The sequence below is a fragment of the Photobacterium salinisoli genome (genome assembly GCF_003614885.1).
GTDB classification, from domain to species: domain Bacteria; phylum Pseudomonadota; class Gammaproteobacteria; order Enterobacterales; family Vibrionaceae; genus Photobacterium; species Photobacterium salinisoli.
The window spans coordinates 937,570-956,982 of the sequence record NZ_QZMS01000011.1; the positions used below are offsets into that span (position 1 = coordinate 937,570).

Below are 19,413 nucleotides of genomic sequence, written 5' to 3' on the forward strand. Positions count from 1 at the left end.
ACTTTGTTCAGCCTTCTTATTGCCGCATTGAACTGTCGGCTTTTTTTCGCTGGGTTTGCGGAGAGAGATCCGATGATGACCGGGGTGATAAAAAAGGCCTGGCATGAATGCCAGGCCTTTGAATCATTGCACCATCGCCATGATAGTGATGATGGTTTCCGATCGGTTTACAGCAGCTCTTTCGCAGTGCTGACTACATTTTCAGTGGTGAAGCCGAACAGCTTGAACAGCTCGCCAGCTGGTGCAGATTCACCGAAGCTGGTCATGCCGATGATGCGGCCGTCAAAGCCTACGTACTTGTACCAGAAGTCGGCGATACCGGCTTCGATGGCGATACGAGCAGTTACATCAGATGGCAGCACAGACTCGCGGTAAGCCGCGTCTTGCTTGTCGAAGGCATCGGTCGATGGCATGGACACCACACGGACCTGCTTGCCTTCTGCGCTCAGCTCAGCTGCCGCGTTGACCGCCAGCTCCACTTCAGAACCGGTGGCAATCAGGATCAGCTCAGGCTTGCCTGCGCAGTCTTTCAGGATGTAACCACCCTTGGCGATATCTGCAACCTGCGCATCGTTACGTTCCTGCTGAGCCAGGTTCTGACGCGAGAAGATCAGCGCGGTTGGCGCATCTTTACGCTCGATGGCCAGTTTCCAGGCCACGGCAGATTCAACCTGGTCACACGGGCGCCAGGTGCTCATGTTCGGAGTCAGACGCAGAGAAGCCATTTGTTCAACCGGCTGGTGCGTCGGACCGTCTTCACCCAGACCGATAGAGTCATGGGTGTAAACCTGGATGTTCTGCACTTTCATCAGCGCAGCCATACGCATGGCGTTACGGGCGTATTCCATGAACATCAGGAAGGTAGCCCCGTAAGGCACGAAACCGCCGTGCAGGGCGATACCGTTGATGATGGCCGTCATGCCGAATTCACGCACACCGTAATGGATGTAGTTACCGGACGCGTCATCCGCCGTCAGCGACTTCGAACCAGACCACATGGTCAGGTTGGAAGGGGCCAGGTCTGCAGAGCCGCCCATGAATTCAGGCAGGATCTTGCCGAAGGCTTCCAGCGCGTTCTGAGAGGCTTTACGGGAAGCGATGTTGGCCGGGTTGGCTTGCAGATCTGCGATGATCTGGCTGGTTGCTGCTTCCCACTGTGCTGGCAGTTCACCGTTCACACGGCGTTTGAACTCGGCAGCCAGCTCTGGATGCGCGGCTTCATAAGCGGCCAGTTTTTCATTCCAGGCGGCTTCTTTGGCGGCGCCCGCTTCTTTGGCATCCCACTGTGCGTAAACGTCGGCAGGGATCTCGAACGGACCGTGCTGCCAGCCCAGGAATTCACGGGCGGCGGCGATTTCATCGTGACCCAGCGGGGCACCGTGGCAGTCGTGAGAGCCGGCTTTGTTTGGAGAGCCGAAACCAATGATGGTTTTGGTGCAAATCAGGGTAGGACGTGGATCGGCTTTCGCTGCTTCGATGGCCGCGTTGATAGCGGCCGCATCGTGGCCGTCAACTGCAGGGATCACGTGCCAGCCGTAGGCTTCAAAACGCTTTGGCGTGTCGTCAGAGAACCAGCCTTCCACGTGACCGTCGATGGAGATGCCGTTGTCATCCCAGAAGGCGATCAGCTTGCCCAGACCCAGCGTACCGGCCAGTGAGCAGGCTTCGTGAGAAATCCCTTCCATCAGGCAGCCGTCGCCCAGGAATGTATAGGTGTAGTGGTCAACGATGTCGTGGCCGTCACGGTTAAACTGTGCGGCCAGCGATTTTTCAGCAATCGCCATGCCCACCGCATTGGTGATGCCCTGACCCAGCGGGCCTGTGGTGGTTTCGATGCCCGGCGCGTAGCCGTACTCCGGGTGACCCGGGGTTTTGGAGTGCAGCTGACGGAAGTTTTTCAGATCGTCAATCGCCAGGTCGTAACCGCTCAGGTGCAGCAGGGAGTAAATCAGCATCGAGCCGTGGCCGTTAGACAGCACGAAGCGGTCGCGGTCAGCCCAGTTCGGGTTTTGCGGGTTGTGATTCAGGTGGTCACGCCACAGCACTTCTGCGATGTCTGCCATCCCCATCGGGGCGCCCGGGTGGCCTGAGTTGGCCTGTTGTACACCGTCCATGCTCAGGGCACGGATAGCATTCGCTAATACTTTACGATCCATAATTAGTTCTTCTTACTCAATACAGGTTGGTCATAAAACGAGTGAGAGCAGCGCTGTGCTGCTCTCAGAAATTGTCGCGGGATTACAGGCGCGCTTCGATCATGGTTTCCAGTTTACCCTGGTCGATCGCGAAGTTACGGATACCTTCCGCCAGCTTCTCGATGGCCATTGGGTCCTGGTTGTGATCCCACAGGAACTCCGCGTGCGTCATAGGTGCCGGACGCTCTTCAGACGCCACGTCAGCAGAGAGTTTCTGCACCACGTCGCCTTGTGCTTCAGACAGCTCCTGCAGCAACTGCGGGCTGATGGTCAGGCGGTCACAGCCGGCGAGCTCCAGAATTTCACCCGTGTTACGGAAGCTGGCGCCCATGACCACAGTGTTGTAGCCCAGTGCTTTGTAGTAGTTATAGATAGCTGTTACTGACAGCACGCCCGGATCTTCAGAGGCTTCGAAGTCACGGCCTTCTTTGGCTTTGTACCAGTCCATGATGCGGCCCACGAAGGGGGAGATCAGGTATACACCGGCTTCAGCACAGGCACGGGCCTGAGCGAAAGAGAACAGCAGGGTCAGGTTACAGTTGATGCCTTCTTTTTCCAGGATTTCGGCAGCGCGGATCCCTTCCCAGGTAGAAGCCAGTTTGATCAGGATACGGTCGTTGCTGATGCCGGCATCGTTGTACATTTTGATCAGCTTGCGGGCTTTTGCCACGCTGGCCTGGGTGTCGTATGACAGGCGAGCATCCACTTCAGTGGAGATACGGCCAGGCACCACGTTCAGGATTTCTTTACCGATGTTAACGGCCAGTTTGTCACCGGCGTCTTCGATTTGCTGTGCTTTATCGCTGCTTTGCGCTTTGGCATAAGCAATCGCATCGTCGATGAGCGGAGCGTACTGTTCAATCTCTGCGGCTTTCAGTATCAGGGAAGGGTTGGTGGTGGCATCTTGCGGTTGGTATTTCTTAATCGCTTCGATGTCGCCGGTGTCGGCAACAACAGTAGTAAGTGCGCGCAGCTGTTCCAGTTTGGTGCTCATATCTATTGTCCTTTGCTGTGTTTGTACAAACCTTAAGTTTGGTCTGTTGACTGTTCTTTTGAAGCCATGTCCGATGCTCTGAACATATGGATCGAAGCAAAATATTTGATGTCCCGATAATTAAATTTTTCTGTGTCGATGTCAATCGCGAAGCCCAATTCGAACGGTTTTGTCAAACATTCTTTCGGCACCCTCGGCAAGGATACAGCGAACGTTGGAAAGTGCGGCATGGTGATCATTCATACTGATATCCTTGGTTTGATAAACATAAAGGGATTAGCCAATATCGACAGTGTGTTGCTGGCTGCGAATTTCGTGACAAAGTGCTGATAAAGCTTGTGACATCGCATCAAGTTCAGATTCCGAGGGGATCTGCGCAGATTTCAGTTGCTTCTCGATTATCATGGCACTGTGACTGATCCGCTTCGCACAAAGACTGGCGGAGGCCCCTTTAAGGGTATGACTGAGTAACATTGCCTGCTCGAGATCGTTCTCCTTAATGGCCTGACGGATTTTTTGGTCATAATCATGGTGATCATCAGCAAAGATAGTGAGGAAATGCGCAATCATATTTTTATCCTGATCCAGCAGTTCCAGTAACTCTTCCATGTCTATCTGTGTGACTTGGTCCAGGTCGAATGCAGAAAGTGTTGCGGATAGCGGCATCTGATTAAGGGAGTGATCGCCTAAAATAGACGGATCCCGAAAATCAGGCTGTTTGAGCGTATGGCGGCGCAGATAGGCCATGTAGTCAATACGGTGGCGAAAGCGTTGTAGCGCATCCAGTAATTTTCGCTCGTCGAGAGGTTTGGTGATAACACAGTCAACCCCGGCATCCAGCATATTCTTCTGTGTTTCCTCAAAGGCATCTGCGGTGCAAGCGAAGATCGGGACAATGCAGTAAGGTTCCGGCAGGGAACGAATGCGGCGGGTTGATTCCAGACCGTCCATAACCGGCATGTGATTATCCATCAGGATCAAATCGTAGGATTGGCGCTGCATCATTTCTAATGCTTCCAGGCCGTTTTCTGCCGTGTGGGTATGAAATCCCCACTGCTTAAGAAAACTTTCCATAATCAGTATGTTGAGGTGGTTGTCTTCAACAACCAGGACGTGTAATCCGGCAAAAGCTTCTCTGTCGATCTCAATGTCTTCGATCAGCTCTTCCTGAGGGGTGCCAGTATCAAGGCAGAGGTTGACGGTCACAGATGTTCCAATGCCAGGCTCGCTGCTAAGTTCGACATTGCCGCCCATTAATTCTGCCAACTGTTTGACAATACTCAACCCGAGTCCGGTGCCGCCATAGCGCCGGCTGGTAGAGACTTCCGCCTGCGCGAAAGGGTCGAAAACAAGGGCGACACGCTCCGGCGCTATGCCGATGCCGCTATCTTCAGCCACAATCGTCAGTTGCTGTTGCTGCCCTCCTGTGAGCAGCGCCCGCCTCATACGCACTCTGACATGGCCTTTGTCTGTGAATTTAATGGCATTGCTGATCAGGTTAAACAGAATCTGACGGATACGGGATTTGTCGGCATAGAACCAGGTTTCCTGATCAAAGCCACAGTCAATGTTGAAAGCCAGGCCTTTTTCTTTCGCCAGCGAGTAGTAGGTACTTTCAATCGTGCCGACCAGGTCGCTAAAGCAAAAGTGCGTTTTATCCAGTTTTAGCTGGCCTTGCTCAATTTTAGAGAAATCCAGAATATCGTTCAGCAATGACATCATGTGCTTGCCCGAATCGAGCAGGGTGTTGAGATGATGTTCTTGTTCTGCCGTTAATTTGGTTTTCAACAACAATTGCGACAAACCCAGCATTCCGTTCATTGGGGTGCGTATCTCATGGGACAGATTGGCCAGAAATGCCGATTTGGCTCTATCCGCCGATTTGGCTTTCTCCAGCGCCTGATTGAGCCGCTTAGTATCCGCTGAAATCTTATCAGCCCCCTGATTAAGGGCATCATTGAGTAACTGAAACTCATAAGGGCCTTCAAAGGAGGGGTTTGGCTGGTAATCTCCTAAACGGAACTGGGAGGCGAACCGAGTCAGTTTGGCAATCGGGCCGGTAATTCGCTTCGTCAGGCCGATGGCAAGTAAAAGGATGAACACGCTGATCATTGCCAGCGCAAGCAGAAGGAAATGGTGTAATTCATCAATAACACTGATGGCGCTGTCTTGCGAGGTCACAGTGATCAGCGACCAGATCGGCATGCCTTCTGTGTCTTTGATCTGTGAAGGGACCACCGCCGCAATCATCGCTTCGCCATCATCATCGATGTAGTTATTGATTCCGGGTTTGAACGGGAAAAAGGAGGACAGTGAACCTGACCCTGCTATCAGGTTGGCTTTGTAGAATTGTTTGAAATGATGCAGGGAGTGTTCTGTGGTATGGCTGCTCAGCAGCAGTTTGCCATCAATATCGGTCAGATACACATCGTCGCTTGGGGCAACCTCACTCCCTAATTGCTTAAGCTGCTGTTTGATGTCATCCATTTTGTATTCAATCAGCAGAAACCCATCAGGCTGTTGTTTGATTTTTTTTGCCAGAAATACCGTGAGGTCACCATTTTTGATTAAAGGATGGGATATGTAGGTATTATCTCTGGCCAACGCTTTTTCGATATTCTCTAAATCCGGGGCACCAATTTCATGAATAGTAAATCCTTTACCTGAGGTCGCATTAAGATAATAACCGCCGTTTGTGTTGCGAACCTGATGCATTGCTGAAAATGAAGGGTCAGTTTGCCCGAAGTTATGAAAAAACTGCCCAATCTCTTCAGGTGGTCGGGAAAAAATAGGGGAGTGGCTTAATAAATCCAGGTTTTTCAATCGCAGCGTATGTGTCTGATCCAGGCTCTGGGCCACGATATTACTGCGGGCATTAATGCCATCAGCAATTCTGTCCAGCGCGACGTCATTGAGTTTCTTACTGCTGATCCAGCCATAGATGTAAGCAGGAAGAATACCGACTGCGAGCATGCTGACCAACAAAATGGGCTTGATTCGATTGGGGACTATCCGTATCACCACATCACCTCAGAATTTTGTGTAACTTATCAATAAAGATTACGCACTGAAGATTATATGCCAAAGTGTTATTGGTGATTGAAGCTGAGCTAACAAAAATGATTTTTTGCGTGGTGTGTTACGCGATTAAACAGAAAACAAGGCTGCTGAATTAATTAAGTAACTGTTCTAATGTTAACGGCGAAGCCATAATTCCCAATTGCTGGGCAGGTGTTAAGCCATTTCGATCTTGCCGGCACAGGTTATGCCAGGCGCGGTAAATATCCAGCAGAGGAAGTAATCCGCCAGGTCTGGCTTTTCTTCTGGGCTCATCAACCAATTGCGAAAATTGCTGATAAAAACGCTGTTGGTACTCATCCACTGCTCTGTGAGTCGCAAGTTGCAGCCATCTGGCTTCATTATCTTTTTCGCCGCCTAAATGGCAGATACCTTTACCAACCTCACCATGCCGGGTAAATGCCCATCGGTCGCGCCACCAACCCAGCAATACGATGTCGATACGTCCCGCTGCATTGCCCTGCGGCCAGTCCGGGTCTTCTTCTACATAGACAGGTTCAATCGTGCCGGAGCGAATTCTGTTCAGAAACACAGACAGACAAGCTGAACGCAACAGAGGCTCTTGCGGCATGAACAGCATCAGTTGCGTGTCATCACTCACTTGTTCATTGAGTTGTAAAAAATGTGCGTAAACCGCGTACTGAGGCCTGATCAGATTGCCTTTGACCGGAAAATGCTCAATGTACTGGTCACTGCTTGGATCTTCCAAATGCGGTCTTGATAACACCTCACGATATTTTGCATCGACTTTAGCCAGCAAGCCCTGAGGGGCTGTTTGTGCTGCTGCGGGTGCGCTATTTTCCTGTCTGGCAAGGAAGCGGGCATTAGGACTGTAAGGATCATGCAGTGGGTCGGGTGTGCCTGCCTGTTCAGGGTGATAGTTAATGTGCTGGCTGACGACATAGCCGGAATTTGCCTCGCAACTGGCAATCCAGTAAACGCCATTAGCCGCATGTGGCTGAAGCGGGCTGAGTGTGCAAGCTAATGCCAGTTGTGAGCGGTTTTGCAGTAAGCGGGTATCAAAAACTGAGAGTTGCCGACGGCAGCGGCTGGCAATGTGGTTCAGCTGATCGTAAAACGTTTTCGGGTTCATACCAAGCCGCCGGCAGATATCCCGGATGGGGTGGCCGGTAAACAGCAGGGCAAGCAGCTTTTGCTGAATCTGGTGTTTAGGATTAAACCCAGACCACCTGTCGACAAACGTCGCCTGACAATTTTTACAGCGATAACGCTGACGATCACCACTGTAGCCAAAGGCATGATAAAGGTGGCGATGTGTCAGTACGGGCAAACCCAGATTGTCACAGTCGAGATTAGTGCAGGCAGGTAAGCCGTTACTTTGCTGTAATTTCAGGTAACGCCATTCTGCGATGACATTGATATTGCTGATTAGGGGAGGAAAGGCGCCGCATTCTTTGCAAATGAATGCAGGACGGTTTGGATTCGTCCTCTGAATGATATAGTCGTCCGGGTTGCGGGAACCAAAGTTTTGGCAATGCACAGTTTTGCAATGATTCAACTGCCAGTGCCCGCTGGTTGGCGGCAAGGTTGCAGAGTGTTTTTGATTTGTCATCATGCTTGCCACTCTCCTGATGTACGGACTATACCGAAAACATGTCCGGAAAAAGGTGCCGAGTCATTACTGCATACGATGACCCAGCACCCATTAGTTGGCCCAAACTGCCAGGCATAGCATTGTCGCCCGGGTAAACCCGCTTCAAATTGTGTAAGACGCCACATTTTACCAATTTTTGAGCTGCGACAGGCAAATCCCCTGATTGAGCTGACTAATCCTTTACTAAGGCGAAGCATTGGTGCCGGCCTTAAATGCGCAATCCGGCCTGTATATGACAGACCGGATAAGATGCATCAGATAGTGATCGCCGTTTCCAGCGCAACTTGCATCATAGAGTGGAATGATTTCTGACGATCTTCAGAACTCAGGTGCTCGCCACGGGTAATGTGGTCAGACACAGTGAGAATGGTCAGCGCTTTCGCACCCAGCTCAGCGGCAACACCATAGATACCGGCGGCTTCCATGTCGACACCCAGAATATTCAGCTTGTTCATCTTATCGAACAGGTCTGCTTCAGGGCTGTAGAACAGATCGGCAGAGAACACGTTACCGACGCGTACAGGCACATTTTGCTCACGCGCCTGGTTTACCGCTGTTTCCAGCAGGTGGAAATCAGCAATGGCGGCAAAGTCATGGTTGTTGAAGCGGATGCGGTTTACTTTGGAGTCGGTAGACGCACCCATTGCAATCACGATATCCATCAGTTTGATGTCATCGCTTACTGTACCGCAGCTGCCGATACGGATGACGTTCTTTACACCGAAGTCTTTGATCAGTTCGTGAACATAGATAGAGCAGGACGGGATACCCATACCATGGCCCATCACAGACACTTTCTTGCCTTTATAGGTGCCTGTGTATCCAAACATGTTGCGTACATTGCAGACTTCTTTGGCATCTTCCAGATACGTTTCTGCGATCAGTTTCGCACGCAGCGGGTCACCGGGCATCAGTACTGTTTCTGCGAAATCACCAAATTCGGCATTGATATGCGGGGTAGCCATAGCGGACTCCTGACAAGTTATTCGTTTAAAAAAATTACGAGAAGAAACGTTCAACCACTGCTTGGTATGCCATACCACCCAGGTAAACACCCACAATCCCCATGATGCCAGACAGCACTGGCGGCGCAGGTAGTGGCAGTTTTACTGCACTGAAGAAAAGACCGACAACGACTCCTGCAATAGTTGCAAGCAGAATCTCGTTCATGTGTTTACCCTCTGTATGTCGTACTCAAGTGGTACGTCTTATCTGAAGAAACATCAGCACAGCAGTGGCAGACACTCAATGAGAGCCAGTTAGGAACTGTTGCTGAATCAGGGAGCCAGTCTAGTGAAGTTACCAACAGCAACTTTTGACGTTGGTCACATTTTATTGATTGTTCAGCCGTCGATCCAGGGTTATTTACCATATCTGTTGAAAACAGGAAGTTAATCGTTTGCGTTTTATTGTGGTACTAAGTTATTCAACATGATGAATAAAGCCGTGCTTTTTAGTATAAATATTTATATAACAGTGCCTTGTGTGAATTGTTCTTACTTTTTAGGAGTAGGATTGGATTAGTTAATTCACGAAACGGATTAAAATAGATGTAATCGATATCATCGTTTTGCGTGATGATCTCAGGTGTGTGATACAGGAAAGAAAAATGCAGGCAAAGATAAGTATCTGCTTGTTTTTAAGGTGTGTTTAGTTGGCGAAAATAAGGATATAGGCTATTGATTAATTGGGCACAGTCTGCAACGACAGTTTTCACTCTTTTGCTACGAAGGAACGTTAACATGAAGAAATTGATGCTATCAGCGGCGCTTGCATTGTTAAGCCTGCCAGCCAGCGCTGAAATTTTAGGTTTATCTGTCGGGGCCAACGCGGGGGCGTCCCGCCTGGAGTATGACGGCAACTCTGATTATGGTTATGAATACGGTGTCAATGCGTCTTATCAGCTCACCAGTATTTTTAGTGTCAACGCCGGATTAGCCATTGGTAGCGCGGAAGTGGATTCAAGGTTGTCGTCGGCAAAAAATGATATTGACTATACTTCTGTGCCTCTGACACTTCAGGCTGATATTCCACTGCTGGTGGGGAGTGTTTATGCCAGAGCCGGCACGAACTATTACGATGTTGATCGCAAATTATCCGGTGTGACAAACAAAGATGATGGATGGGGATTTGCCGGCGGTGCCGGTTTCGTGTTGGGTATTATACCTTTGCTGGATTTGACACTCGGCTATGAATACCGGGATATGGGAGATGTTGACAGTAACGCTATTCTGTTGAGCGTTGGATTTGGGCTGTAGCCTGGCTCAATGCTATATACAGCGCAAAAACAGTAGTGAGATCAACACCTCTTCTGCCTGCAACCAGTATTGTGTTCTGTTCATGGGGTTGTTTATCCGGTGATCAGCCAGGATAAGCAACGCCCGATTGCGGCGGAGGCATTCATGACCAATTTTGAACGATATGAGAAAACCTGCCGGGCTGTTTTTCTGGCATTGTCGGAATGGGGGCCGGTACAGGATTTCTGGCAAACTTATCAGGTACGGCCGGATTGCCAGGCGTTCGTTTTGCGCGGCCTGTCTCGCTTGTTACCGCTGCGACAGAATGTTTTCAGAGATGCCATTGATCCCTGGCTTGAAAATGCGCAGCAGGCGCTGCAGTCTCAGGGTATGCCAGTTTCCCAATTATTGAACAATGACACTTATCCATTTCCGTGCCGGGTCGATATTCAGGGGAATTTTCTCCCCTGCTGGGTGTGGGGCGAGTCAAAACAACTCTTGGTGATCAGTATCATTGAGCCCAGAACCGGGCGATTTGGTTCGCCGCGAAATGTACCGGCTGAACGTTTAGTCGACAGGTACAGATGGTTTGATGCCCAGGTGATAGACGGAGAGCAGGACTGTATCAGCTTAGGGCAAACCCATTTTCATCAGTTTGTTCAAACAGACAGGAACATCGATGAGCCAAGCGTCATTGATGCGATACGCCACCCTAATCGGCGTACCCTGAATCCTGTCCTCAGTGTGACTTTAATCGCCATGATCGTTGTTGTATTTACTTGGGTGGTAACATCCCACCTTGGTTTTTAACCACAGGGAGACAGAGACTTAGCTTATTGATGTTACCGGGTTAGATAAGCCGCTCTTCACTTTAACGCTGAATTCGTTACTATGTCGCCAGATCGCCAGACCAAGCGTTGACTCTGTAATTGTAAGGAAAACCATGCATAATCTTTCTTTGTTATCGGCTTCCGAGAAAAACCGCATTGAACTCGATAAGCAGGCGGCTTACGCCGTTTGGCAGTTAAAAAACGGCAAAGCCGGGCCTGAAGTATTCTTGAATCAGGCAGAAAGTCTCTCTGATGATGACGAACGTGCTTTCTATGAAAAAGCGGTAGAGAAATACAAAAACCAGATGGGAATTGCCTGACAGCGTCTCAATTTAACGCATGGCTTTTTCCACTCTCTGACTTCTTTTGAAGGGGATTGGCATGACTTCGCTGGCAGTGAGCGCGCCAATCACAATAAACGCCATGGCAATCATTGTTTGTCCGGTGAGTGGTTCGGAAAAGAGTGGGACAGCCATCAGTGCCGCTAAAACCGGGGTAAAAGCACCCAGCGCGGCACTCATTTCAGCCCCCAGCCGGGAAATAGCCAAGGTATAACACAGGCTGGAAACTATCCCCACACCGACTCCCTGAACCAGAAAATGGTACATCACTTCCTGAGCGTCTACCGACATCAAATTAAACGTCATTGTCTGGCTGAGAAAGCCAGCCAGCAGCAGGCCACACCCTGATAGTGCAATCACAGCGGCCCCTTCTATTGCCGACAGGCCAGAGACGCGCATCGCTATGGTAAACCAGGCCCAGCTAAAACTCGCCAGTAACAGAATGGCATAACCCACCAACATACCCGGCTGTCCACCGACCAGTGATTTGGCGACAAAGCACACTACGCCCAATGCGATAAACACTAAACCAGTCCGGCGCATTGGTGAAAGAGGTTCGCGAAAGCAGACAACGGCAATGCCAGATACAAGCAGCGGCAGTATGCCCGGGATTAAGGAAGCGCCATCGGCAACGGGCACATAATGCAAACCGTATCCGGCGATAAACAGATAGGGTAGCCCGGCCCCCCAGCAAATCAGCACTAAGTATCGCTTCGGGGTCTGAAAAATGTGCCTGACTTTATGCCGGCACAGCCAGCCAAACAGCAGGGCTGCGGGAACGAAGCGTATCAGAGCAATATCGGCGATGGTCAGATCTGACTGGCTGGAGGCCCGCAGCGAAATAAAAAAACCTGACCAGATCATTAACGTTACTGTCATGGCTAACAGTCCGGTCAGCAGTGAGGACGTGTTATTTTGCATCAGCGTAATCCTTGCGATTGTAGTGACTTCAGTATCCGCAAAAGCACGCGATAATAGTTGGCAAACTTAACCATTCGTTTATTGTTTGTTGGTTAAATTTTCCAATTTAATTCAGATTAGTGAATTATTTTACTAACTTGGTATTGATGATGAGTAATGAAGCGACAGGGATACGGGTGTGATGGATAAAAAAGATAAGCAGATTCTGGCTGAAATACAGCGCGATGCGCGGCAGAGCACCGCTGAGATAGCCGATAAGGTTGGCCTGTCGGTGTCACCTTGCGCCAGGCGAATCAAGAAGCTGGAATCAGACGGTATTATCGCCGGGTATCAGGCCACCCTGGACAGACAGAAGCTGGGACTGATAATGACGTTTTTTGTTAATGTCAGCCTGAATAATCACAGGGATCAACCGATAGACGAGTTTGAACAGGTAATGTCAGGAATGGCTGAGGTGATCAGCGCGCATGTGATATCCGGAGCACACGATTATCTGTTAGAAGTGGTCGCCAGAGATTTACCCCATTACGAAGCTTTCATCCGCAAACTACAGACCCTGACCATGGTCAAAGATATTCATACAAACCTGGCTATCCGGACGGTCAAAACCGGTCAGCAGCTACCGATTTAACCTCTCTTTTTTGTCACTAATGTCAATTTTTTTGCTCGCGTTTCTTAAGGGTTTCTTAAGAAACGCGAGTCATACTGTATCTTTAATATTGATGTAAAGCGTTTTTCTGAATTGATGATGACAGAAAAGTGCTTAACCTCACAGATTGAAAAATGTGTTCGTCTGTAAGCGGGAGCAACATCATAACTGGGTTTTTGCCGATTGTCGGCAGAGCAATATTTCACTATTTTCGGCCGTCTTAATGACTAAGCAAGGAACACTATGAAACCGGGTAACACTGGATTAGTGCGAATCGTGAAAGCGGCGGGCTATTCGGTACAGGGACTGAAAGCCGCCTGGCAGTACGAAGCGGCTATCAGACAGGAAATTATTCTGCTTGTTGTATTAACAACCATTTCATTTTTCCTGCCTGTCAGTTTTATCGAGCACATCTTGCTCGTTGCCAGTTTATTTCTGGTTGTGATCGTTGAGCTGCTGAATTCGGCAATCGAGGCTGTGGTAGACCGTATTGGCAGTGAATTTCATGAGTTAAGTGGCCGGGCGAAAGACATTGGTTCTGCGGCGGTATTCATTTCTCTGCTGCTGGCCGGAGGCATCTGGCTGGCGATCATCCTGAAGCTGTTTTGGTAAACCTTTGGTGATACCAAATATTTGGATCTCTTTATAATGCAAAAGCTTAAAACTCTAACCGGGGTGATGTTTCCCATCGTCCTGTTTGCTCTGCTGTCGCTCATTTTGCTCAGTGTATCCCGCGTTGTGCTCACATTCTGGCAGATTGATCATATTACCGGTTGGCAAGACTGGTCTTCGATCCTGTTACAAGGCGTCAGAGTGGATGTCTCTACGCTTTGCTGGTTGTTGATCCTTCCTTCACTGTTATTGGCCTTGTTGCCAACCCAAGGTCTTTTGGGGCAGATTTGGTTATTCATTCTCCGGTTATGGCTGGTGGCGGGTTTGTGGGTTCTGGTGTACATGGAACTGGCGACCCCAAGTTTTATTAGCGAATATAATTTGCGCCCGAACCGCCTGTTTCTTGAATACCTGATTTATCCGAAAGAAGTCTTCAGCATGTTGTGGGTCGGCTATAAGCTGGAACTGGCTGTCGGACTGATTGGTTCGGTATTAACCTTGTGCGTTGGCTGGTTACTCAGTGGCTATGCTGTGCGTAATTTGGATGCTCATCGCTGGTACTGGCGTCCTGTGCTGGCCATTTTTGTCGTGGCTCTTGGCGTAATGGGGGCGCGTTCAACCTTCCAGCACCGGCCGTTGAATCCAGCCATGGTGGCATTTTCTACCGATCCGCTGTTGAACGATCTGACTCTGAATTCCTCTTATTCTGTCATTTTTGCTGCCAAGAACATGGCCTCTGAGAAGAACGCGGAAGAGTTTTACGGAACCATGCCGCTGGAGGACATCATTGCAAACGTACGTGCCTCTTCTGGCCGTCCTGAGGCTTTCTTATCAGATGACATTCCAACACTGAATACTAATTTGCCAACCGTTGAAGGTAAGAAAAATCTGGTGATTCTGCTTCAGGAAAGCCTGGGTGCACGTTTTGTCGGCGGCTTAGGTGGTCTGCCGCTCACGCCAAATTTGGATGCCCTGATGCAAGAAGGCTGGAACTTCACTCAGGTATATGCCACAGGAACGCGCTCTGTGCGTGGTATTGAAGCCATGACAACCGGTTTTACACCCACGCCTTCCCGCGCGGTTGTGAAGTTAAGTAAAAGCCAGACTGGGTTTTATACCATCGCCGAGCTGCTGGATCGCCAGGGATACCACACTCAGTTTATCTATGGCGGGGAAAGCCATTTTGACAATATGAAGTCTTTCTTCCTGGGTAATGGCTTTGAGGATATTGTTGATTTGCCTGATTTCGTCAATCCTAAGTTCGTAGGCTCCTGGGGCGCGTCGGATCAGGATTTGTATCAGATGGCAGACAAACAATTTACCAAGCTGCATAAAACCGGCCAGCCATTTTTCAGCCTGGTGTTCACCAGTAGTAACCACTCACCTTACGAATTCCCCGATGGTGAAATTGAGTTATACGAACAACCTGAGCATACCCGAAATAATGCGGTGAAGTATTCCGATAAAGCCTTAGGTGAGTTTTTTGCCAAAGCCAAACAATCTGAATACTGGAAAGACACCGTTTTCATTGTCATTGCCGACCATGATGCCCGTGCCGAAGGCAATGTACCGGTTCCGGTCGACCGCTTTCATATTCCGGCCCTGATACTGGGCGGCGATATTCAGCCCCGTCAGGATGATCGCCTGGCCAGCAATATTGATATGGCGCCTACTTTGCTGTCACTGATCGGTGCTGATAATACTTCCCCTATGATTGGGCATGACATGACTAAAGAGATTGCGCCGGAATATCAGCGGGCAATGATGCAGTTCGACAAGAACTTCGGTTATCTGACCAGAGATAAGCTGGTCGTGCTGCAGCCGGGTAAAGCCCCCATTGGATACCAGTATGATTTTTCCCGGCAGACATTAACGCCTTCGGGTATTTCTGAGCCGGAATCCAAACGTGCGCTGGCGCATGCCTTGTTGGGTGGCAAGCTCTACAGGGAAGGGCGTTATCGTCTGCCACCGCCAGATCAACAGCAAGAGATGGCCTTGAACCACTAAATGACTGAGCCGCCTTTAAACAGGCGGCTTTTTCTTTTTGGTGATGGTATGTCACAAGGGGCAGATTGGACGCTACGGATGAGCATCAAATTGGTGCTACGCTGAAGCATACGGGTTATTTCTGCAATTAAGTGCGGGGTTTATACATGACAGCGGTTTGGATTATTGCCATTATTTTTGGTGCACTTATTGTGCAGCAATACCTTCGCCTTCAGGCGAAACAGAAGGACAGGGAGCGACTTGCCAGCCAGGAAGCGGACGCTTTGAGAGCGGAAATGACCGAACTCAGAGAACGGCTGTCCGTACTGGAAAAGATAGTTACCGACAAAGGCTATCAGATTAAAGAAGACATAGAAAAACTGCCTTAGCAGCTTAAATCACAGCGGACCTCTCCATACTGTACTGGCTCAGGCTATGATCCAGTTTGTCCAGTAACGGTCCGGATCGCATCAAGATCAACTCCGCTTCTTCTGAGTGAACAAATTGCCCCTGAGATGCGGCGTTGCCTAGCTTAACGATATCAAGCAAGGCATCGGCTAGGTGTTGATTGATAACATTTTCTTTTGCCAGCCTGTGCAGCTGCGCAGGCAGAGAATAACGGCTTGAGCGTAGATCGGGCTGATACCGGCGTACGATTTTTTCTATTTCTACCCGCAAGGCGATAAAGGCAAGGGCAGCATCCACACCCTGGTATCCACTGGTTTGCTCGGGGCCATCTATTTCAGCTGCAGCCTGCTCAACTTTTTCCAGCGCGTTTTTCATTTCAACTTTGATCCCCCCTGGCAGCTCCAGCGATTTCAGGTAAGGAAATACCCAGGGCAGAGTCGCTAATACCATAAGTACAATAGTGATGGCATCGACATCTATGGTATCGACAAACACATGGGTATATGCCAGAACCAGAAAGACGAGGGAAAACGCGGATGCAATGATCATAACAGCCTTCCTTGCTGATAAATTTTTCACGATTAGGTGGTTAAAAACACGACAAATTATCGGATAGGGTGAAAAAGGACGTAAATTTGTCAGCGGTGTTCATTAATGTAGCAGGAAAACTCATTATACGTGTTTCATATAGTGACCGGGCGTGATGCCCATTGCACTTTTGAAATGGCGATGAAAATGGCTCTGGTCGTGAAACCCTGCTTCTGCGGCCGCATCCTTAATCGAGAGTCCGCGTTTGAGCATGTGTCTGGCCAGTCTGAGCCTGGCCTGTATCTGATAGGCGTGCGGCGGTAAACCAAATTGGCGTTTGAAGGCCCGCACCAGGCTGAAAGGGGTCATGCAGGCAAGGGCCGCCAGTTCTGTCAGGCTGACTGGCCACTGCGGGTACTCATCCAGAAATTCTTTCACCAGATACAGCGATTGTGCTGAACCTTTGGCAGGTTTGATATTCAGCCGGGAACCGCCATGCTTCAGTACCAGCCGCGTCAGTGTGGTGTAGAGCAGGGTTTCCCTGAGCAGAGTATCTTCAGAATGGTCTAGCGTATTGAACAAGTGACGTAAACTGGCGGCTAATTCATCATCTTTCACCACGGACTGCCGAAAGTAAGGCGCGCCGTATTCGGGCTGTCCTAAATCCTGGCTGATTTGTTCAAAATGCTGAGGTAACGGATACAGGGCGCGATAACTCCAGCCAGTTTCCGTAGCGGAATAGCCAGTGTGAATCTCGTCTGCGTTCACCAGAATAATGGTGTTTTGTGGGGCCAGATGCTCAGCGCCGTTGTGGTAAAAACCTTGGGCACCTTCGCTGATCACGCCGATGCAATAACCTTCGTGAGAGTGGCGGGAGAAAGTTTGTTCAATATAATCAGCATTCAGATATTCCAGGCCATCCAGTTCATCGACATGTCCGTATGTGATCTTCGCTTTCTGCCTGCCCATTATGCTGCCTTTGAAATACCCGGTGTTATCCGGCACTTTATCTTAATTTCCCGCTGGCTGTTTTGTACGAAATTGTCTTTTCGTTATCAGTCTGTGTAGGCAAGGTTTCCTATACTCTGTCCACCGTAATGCCTTTTTCGGCGAAATCATGCAGGCTGCTTTCTGACAGGGCTTGGTCAGTGATAACTTTGTCAAAGCTGCTGATGTCGAGCGCATGGAAAGTCGCGACTTTACCGTACTTTGACGCGTCTGTGACCAGATAATTGGTTTTTGCTGCCGCCACGATAGCCCGTTTCACCGTCACTTTGTCTTCGCTGGGTGTGGATATCCCGCGTTGATTCCAGGATGACGACGAGATGAACGCCATATCCACATTCATTTCCCTTAATAAGGTTACCGCTTTGTCTCCCACACAGGATTGATTGTGGCGATCGACTTTTCCGCCAGTGTGATAAAGCACGCAATCTGAATGCGCCATCAGATACGCGGCGATGGCGAAATCATTGGTGATCACTGTCAGATCATCCCTGTGGTTTAACTGGTGCGCAATTTCCAGCGTCGTGGTTCCCGCATCCAGATAAATCGTACTGTGAGGCTTGATATAGCTGGCCGCATGTTGCCCGATCCTGGCTTTTTCATCCCGTTGCTGGGCGATTTTATCATCGTGGGGCAGCTCGATGTGAATGGACTCTGACAACTGCACGCCACCAGAAACTGACATTACCCGGCCATCGGCCTCCAGCTTGGCAATATCACGGCGTATGGTCATGTGAGACACATCCAGATGTTGTGTCAGCTCACTGATGCTGATGACTTGTTGGTTTCCTAATAAGGCCAGGATGGCTCGTTGACGTTCAGCAGGAATCATAGGGTTTTTTCGCTCACACTGATCAATAACGGCATCAAGTCTAACACGTTAGCACGTTACTGGTGTGAATTTTTGTTAGTCATGGTGAGAATGTGTGAAATATAACATACTGATTTTTATAACATAGGTGCGAAATCACCGATTTGTTCACCCAACAGATCAGATCGGAGGTGTATGTTTGTGTTAATTTTTGTGACGAACTCGGCAGAATGATCCTGAGTCAGCACCTAGAATCACAAACATGAACATTAATTCACAAAATATAACATAAGGGCCTGCACAATGAGTGAAATGCATTCTGTTGCGGTGATCGGACTGGGTTCTATGGGGATGGGTGTGGCGAAGTCCTGTATCCGGGCCGGATTTGATGTGTACGGTATTGATCTGAGCGATGCGGCCCGTCAGGCACTGGCTGCTGCGGGTGCAAAGGGCACGTCTCATCAATGCACCGATTTTGCAGCTCAGCTTGATGCCGTGATTGTGCTGGTGGTCAATGCGAAGCAGGTGAACGCTGTGTTGTTTGATTCGGGTCTGGCTGCAAGGTTAAAAGCCGGTACGCCTGTAATGGTGTGCGCCACTATCTCTGCCGACGATGCAAAAGCTATCGAAGCCGGACTGGCACAGTACGACTTATGTATGCTGGATGCCCCTTTGTCGGGCGGTGCTGCGAAAGCGGCCAGCGGGGAGCTGACAGTGATGGCATCCGGTGAGCCGTGTGTGTTTGACCAGCTGGAACCTGTACTGAATGCTGTTGCGGCCAAGGTTTACAACGTGGGGCCGGAGATTGGGAAAGGCTCGACGGTGAAAATTATTCACCAGTTGCTGGCTGGCGTTCACATTGCGGTGGGAGCCGAAGCCATGGCTATGGCAGCGCGTGCCGGTATTCCGCTGGATCTGATGTACGACGTGGTCACCAACGCGGCTGGCAATTCCTGGATGTTTGAAAACCGCATGAAGCATGTGGTGGAGGGGGATTACACCCCAACCTCAATGGTCGATATTTTTGTCAAAGACCTGGGCTTGGTGGCCGACAGTGCAAAAGCGATGCACTTCCCGCTGCCGCTTGCCAGCACCGCGCTCAATATGTTTACCGAGGCCAGTAATGCCGGCTTTGGTCAGGAAGACGACAGCGCCGTCATTAAGATTTTCTCGGGCATCGAACTGCCGAAAAAGGAGCGTTAA

18 protein-coding genes are annotated in these 19,413 nt (G+C 49.8%); 8 read left to right on the forward strand and 10 right to left on the reverse strand.

Translation table 11 applies throughout. From position 1 onward, the window contains the following. Positions 1–167: 167 nt before the first annotated feature. The 6 genes from tkt to D6M16_RS15680 form a co-directional block, all read right to left on the reverse strand. A complete protein-coding gene (tkt, locus tag D6M16_RS15650; RefSeq protein ID WP_120512760.1) occupies positions 168–2,156 on the reverse strand; it encodes a transketolase in 1,989 nt (662 codons plus the stop codon). Positions 2,157–2,238: 82 nt separating this feature from the next. Beyond that, positions 2,239–3,189, reverse strand: a complete 951-nt coding sequence (gene tal / locus D6M16_RS15655; protein WP_120512758.1) for a transaldolase — start codon at positions 3,187–3,189, stop codon at positions 2,239–2,241. A 276-nt stretch (positions 3,190–3,465) separates the two neighbouring features. Further along, complete coding sequence (locus tag D6M16_RS15665) at positions 3,466–6,210, reverse strand: ATP-binding protein (protein WP_240435638.1); 2,745 nt, start codon at positions 6,208–6,210, stop codon at positions 3,466–3,468. Between the two features lie 151 nt (positions 6,211–6,361). Beyond that, positions 6,362–7,843 carry an IS1 family transposase gene (locus D6M16_RS15670; RefSeq protein WP_120512762.1) on the reverse strand — a complete coding sequence of 494 codons (1,482 nt, stop codon included), beginning with the start codon at positions 7,841–7,843 and terminating at the stop codon, positions 6,362–6,364. Between the two features lie 293 nt (positions 7,844–8,136). Next, positions 8,137–8,847, reverse strand: a complete 711-nt coding sequence (gene deoD / locus D6M16_RS15675; protein WP_027254273.1) for a purine-nucleoside phosphorylase — start codon at positions 8,845–8,847, stop codon at positions 8,137–8,139. 34 nt (positions 8,848–8,881) lie between these two features. Continuing rightward, positions 8,882–9,052 carry a XapX domain-containing protein gene (locus D6M16_RS15680; protein ID WP_036760236.1) on the reverse strand — a complete coding sequence of 57 codons (171 nt, stop codon included), beginning with the start codon at positions 9,050–9,052 and terminating at the stop codon, positions 8,882–8,884. A 572-nt stretch (positions 9,053–9,624) separates the two neighbouring features. On the opposite strand from D6M16_RS15680, the gene D6M16_RS15685 reads away from it, so the two are divergent. The 3 genes from D6M16_RS15685 to D6M16_RS15695 all read left to right on the forward strand — a co-directional run bounded on the left by D6M16_RS15685 (position 9,625) and on the right by D6M16_RS15695 (position 11,269). Next, on the forward strand, positions 9,625–10,140 hold the full coding sequence (locus tag D6M16_RS15685) for an outer membrane beta-barrel protein (RefSeq protein WP_120512763.1): 516 nt from the start codon (positions 9,625–9,627) through the stop codon (positions 10,138–10,140). A gap of 144 nt (positions 10,141–10,284) precedes the next feature. Beyond that, positions 10,285–10,929, forward strand: coding sequence for a hypothetical protein (locus tag D6M16_RS15690; protein ID WP_162941065.1), 645 nt, complete (start codon positions 10,285–10,287; stop codon positions 10,927–10,929). 133 nt (positions 10,930–11,062) lie between these two features. Next, positions 11,063–11,269: a DUF3283 family protein gene (locus tag D6M16_RS15695; RefSeq protein WP_120512765.1), complete on the forward strand. Its 207-nt coding sequence runs from the start codon at positions 11,063–11,065 to the stop codon at positions 11,267–11,269. Between the two features lie 12 nt (positions 11,270–11,281). Here D6M16_RS15695 and D6M16_RS15700 read toward each other — a convergent pair whose 3' ends face one another. Then, positions 11,282–12,211 (reverse strand): DMT family transporter, encoded by a 930-nt coding sequence (locus D6M16_RS15700; protein ID WP_120512766.1) that lies wholly within the window; start codon positions 12,209–12,211, stop codon positions 11,282–11,284. A gap of 181 nt (positions 12,212–12,392) precedes the next feature. Here D6M16_RS15700 and D6M16_RS15705 point away from each other — a divergent pair, with 181 nt between their 5' ends. From D6M16_RS15705 to D6M16_RS15720, 4 genes are all read left to right on the forward strand, one after another. After that, complete coding sequence (locus D6M16_RS15705; protein ID WP_120512767.1) at positions 12,393–12,842, forward strand: Lrp/AsnC family transcriptional regulator; 450 nt, start codon at positions 12,393–12,395, stop codon at positions 12,840–12,842. A 261-nt stretch (positions 12,843–13,103) separates the two neighbouring features. Further along, positions 13,104–13,472, forward strand: a complete 369-nt coding sequence (locus D6M16_RS15710) for a diacylglycerol kinase (RefSeq protein ID WP_120512768.1) — start codon at positions 13,104–13,106, stop codon at positions 13,470–13,472. Positions 13,473–13,508: 36 nt separating this feature from the next. Further along, a complete protein-coding gene (locus D6M16_RS15715; protein WP_120512769.1) occupies positions 13,509–15,479 on the forward strand; it encodes an LTA synthase family protein in 1,971 nt (656 codons plus the stop codon). A 146-nt stretch (positions 15,480–15,625) separates the two neighbouring features. Then, positions 15,626–15,847: a hypothetical protein gene (locus D6M16_RS15720; RefSeq protein ID WP_120512770.1), complete on the forward strand. Its 222-nt coding sequence runs from the start codon at positions 15,626–15,628 to the stop codon at positions 15,845–15,847. Between the two features lie 4 nt (positions 15,848–15,851). On the opposite strand, the gene D6M16_RS15725 is transcribed toward D6M16_RS15720, so the two are convergent. From D6M16_RS15725 to D6M16_RS15735, 3 genes are all read right to left on the reverse strand, one after another. Continuing rightward, entirely contained in the window at positions 15,852–16,415 is a 564-nt protein-coding gene (locus D6M16_RS15725) for a DUF4145 domain-containing protein (RefSeq protein ID WP_120512771.1), read from the reverse strand. Positions 16,416–16,538: 123 nt separating this feature from the next. After that, a complete protein-coding gene (locus D6M16_RS15730; RefSeq protein WP_120512772.1) occupies positions 16,539–17,363 on the reverse strand; it encodes a helix-turn-helix transcriptional regulator in 825 nt (274 codons plus the stop codon). A 109-nt stretch (positions 17,364–17,472) separates the two neighbouring features. Beyond that, the gene (locus D6M16_RS15735) at positions 17,473–18,231 is read right to left on the reverse strand and encodes a DeoR/GlpR family DNA-binding transcription regulator (protein WP_120512773.1); all 759 of its coding nucleotides are present in this window, start codon (positions 18,229–18,231) and stop codon (positions 17,473–17,475) included. A gap of 282 nt (positions 18,232–18,513) precedes the next feature. On the opposite strand from D6M16_RS15735, the gene ltnD reads away from it, so the two are divergent. Beyond that, complete coding sequence (ltnD, locus tag D6M16_RS15740) at positions 18,514–19,413, forward strand: L-threonate dehydrogenase (protein ID WP_120512774.1); 900 nt, start codon at positions 18,514–18,516, stop codon at positions 19,411–19,413.